The 2,362-nt window shown below is 71.6% G+C and carries 1 protein-coding gene; it reads right to left on the bottom strand.

What is annotated here, in order from left to right:
* A partial coding sequence (locus ACFC1X_RS40695) for a condensation domain-containing protein (RefSeq protein ID WP_376364797.1) occupies nucleotides 1-2,179 on the bottom strand: 2,179 nt, incomplete at its 3' end.
* Nucleotides 2,180-2,362 lie beyond the last annotated feature (183 nt).

Below are 2,362 nucleotides of genomic sequence, written 5' to 3'. Positions count from 1 at the left end.
GATCGATTTCGTTTTGGTTGAGGGTGACGAGGGGGAGGTCGCTGGGGGTGTGGGTGGGGGTGGTGTGGGTGGTGGTGTGGGTGGTGATGGCTTGGAGGGCTTGGGTGTAGAGGTCGGCGAGTTCGTGGATGTGGGTGGGGTGGATGAGGGTGTCGGGCCAGGAGAAGTGGGTGGTGAGGTGGGGGCCGTCTTCGTGGTCGTGGGTGGCGGCGTTGAGGGCGAGGGTGTGGGGGGTGGGCATGTGGTCGTGGGGGTGGTGGGGGTTGAGGTGGGGGGTTTCGGGGGCGGTGGTGAAGTAGTTGGTGTGGGGGGTTGGGCTGGTGTGGGGGGTTGGGCTGGTGGGGGTGGTGTTGGGGGTGGTGGTGCGGCCTAGGTAGTTGAAGCTGATGTGGGGGGTGGGGTGGGTGGTGAGGGGGTGGTGGGGGGTGAGGTGGCGCAGGAGGCCGTAGCCGATGCCGTCGTCGGGGATGGTGCGGAGGTGTTCTTTGATGGTTTTGATGGTGTGGGTGAGGTTGGGGTTGTGGGTGTGGATGTCGTGCCAGGTGGTGGGGGTGGGGGGCAGGCGCACGGGGTGGAAGGTGGTGAACCATCCGGTGGTGCGGGTGAGGTCGGCGCTGGTGTGGGTTTCGTGGCGGCCGTGGGTTTCGAGGTCGATGAGGGTGCCGTGGGTGGGGTGGCCGTGGCGGCGGGCCCATTCGGTGTGGGCGAGGTGGAAGGCGGTCAGGAGGATGTCGTTGATGCCGGCGTTGTAGGCGGCGGGGACGGTGGTCAGGAGTTGGCGGGTGAGGGCGGCGTCGAGGGTGTGGGTGTGGCGTTGCTGGGTGGCGGTGGTGTCGCGGGCGGGGTCCAGGGGGCGGGTTGCGGGGGTGGGGCCGGCGGGGGTGAGGACGTCCGCCCAGTAGTCGGCCTGGGCCTGGATGGCGGGGGTGGCGGCGAGTTCGGTGAGCTGGTGGGCCCACTGGCGCAGGGGGGTGCCGGCGGTGTCCAGGCGGGGGGTGTGGTGGTGGGTGTGGGCGTGGTAGGCGGTGGTGAGGTCGGGCAGGAGGATCCGCCAGGACACACCGTCGACGGCGAGGTGGTGGACGGTGATCAGGAGCCGGCCGGGGTGGTCGGGGCCGGCGTCGAAGAACACGGCCTGCACCATCTGTCCCTGTTCGGGGGACAGGCGTGAGGTCGCGGCCTGTGCTTGTGTGTCCAGGACGCTGATGCGGGCGTCGTGCCCGTGGGGCAGGCCGGTGCGGGTGAGGACTCCGCGGGCACTGGCGGTGGTGGCGGGCGCGGGCGCGGGTTCGGCGATGGTCATGGACCAGGTGCCGGTGCCGGTGTCGTGGGTGAGGCGGGCGCGGAGGCTGTGGTGGTGGTCCAGCAGGCTGGTGAGGGCCTGGTCGATGTGGTCGAAGGCGGCGCCGGGCGGGGTGGTGAGCAGGACGGACTGGTTGAAGTGGTCGCTCGGGCCGCCCAGGCCCAGGAGCCAGTGCATCACCGGGGTCAGCGGCATCGGGCCCCACGCCTGCCACTGCTGTTGTGGCGGGCCGTCCGCGTCCGTCTGGTCCTCGCGGGCGGCGGCGGTGGCGAGTTCGGCGACGCTCTGGTGGAGGAAGACGTCCTTGGGACGCAGGACCAGGCCGTGCCGGCGGGCGCGGGAGACCAGCTGGATCGAGGTGATCGAGTCACCGCCCAGCTCGAAGAACCGGTCATGGACCCCGACCCGTTCCAGGCCCAGGACCTCGGCGAACAGGCCGGCCAGGACCTCCTCGCGGGTGTTGCGCGGCTCTGGTCCGCCGCCCGCGGACCCGGCCTCGGGGGCGGGGGCGGGCAGGCGCTCGCGGTCGAGTTTGCCGTTCGCGGTCAGCGGCAGGGCCGCCACCGTCACGAACGCGGCGGGCACCATGTAGTCGGGCAGGACCTCCTGCAGGGCCTGCCGCAGCCGGCCCGCCCGCACCGCTTCCCCTCCCGTGCCCGGGGCGGGCACGACGTAGGCGGTCAGACGCTTGTCACCGGGACGGTCCTCACGGACCATGACCGCGCAGCCGGCCACCCCCGCGAGGGCGGAGAGGGCGGACTCGACCTCACCGGGCTCGATCCGGAACCCGCGGATCTTGACCTGGTCGTCGGCCCGGCCCAGGAAGTCCAGCGTCCCGTCCGCCCGCCACCGCACCACATCCCCGGTGCGGTACATCCGCGACCCCGCAGGCCCGAACGGATCCGCGACAAACCGGTGCGCACTCAGCCCCGCACGGCCCAGATAGCCCCGCGCCAGACCCGCACCCGCCACATACAACTCACCCGCCACACCCACCGGCACCACCGACAACAACCCGTCCAGCACATACACCCGCGTATCCCCCACCGGAAGACCGAT

It is taken from the genome of Streptomyces sp. NPDC056128 (assembly GCF_042263835.1).
Taxonomy (GTDB): Bacteria; Actinomycetota; Actinomycetes; order Streptomycetales; family Streptomycetaceae; genus Streptomyces.
This window is presented reverse-complemented; position numbering and strand designations above follow the sequence as displayed.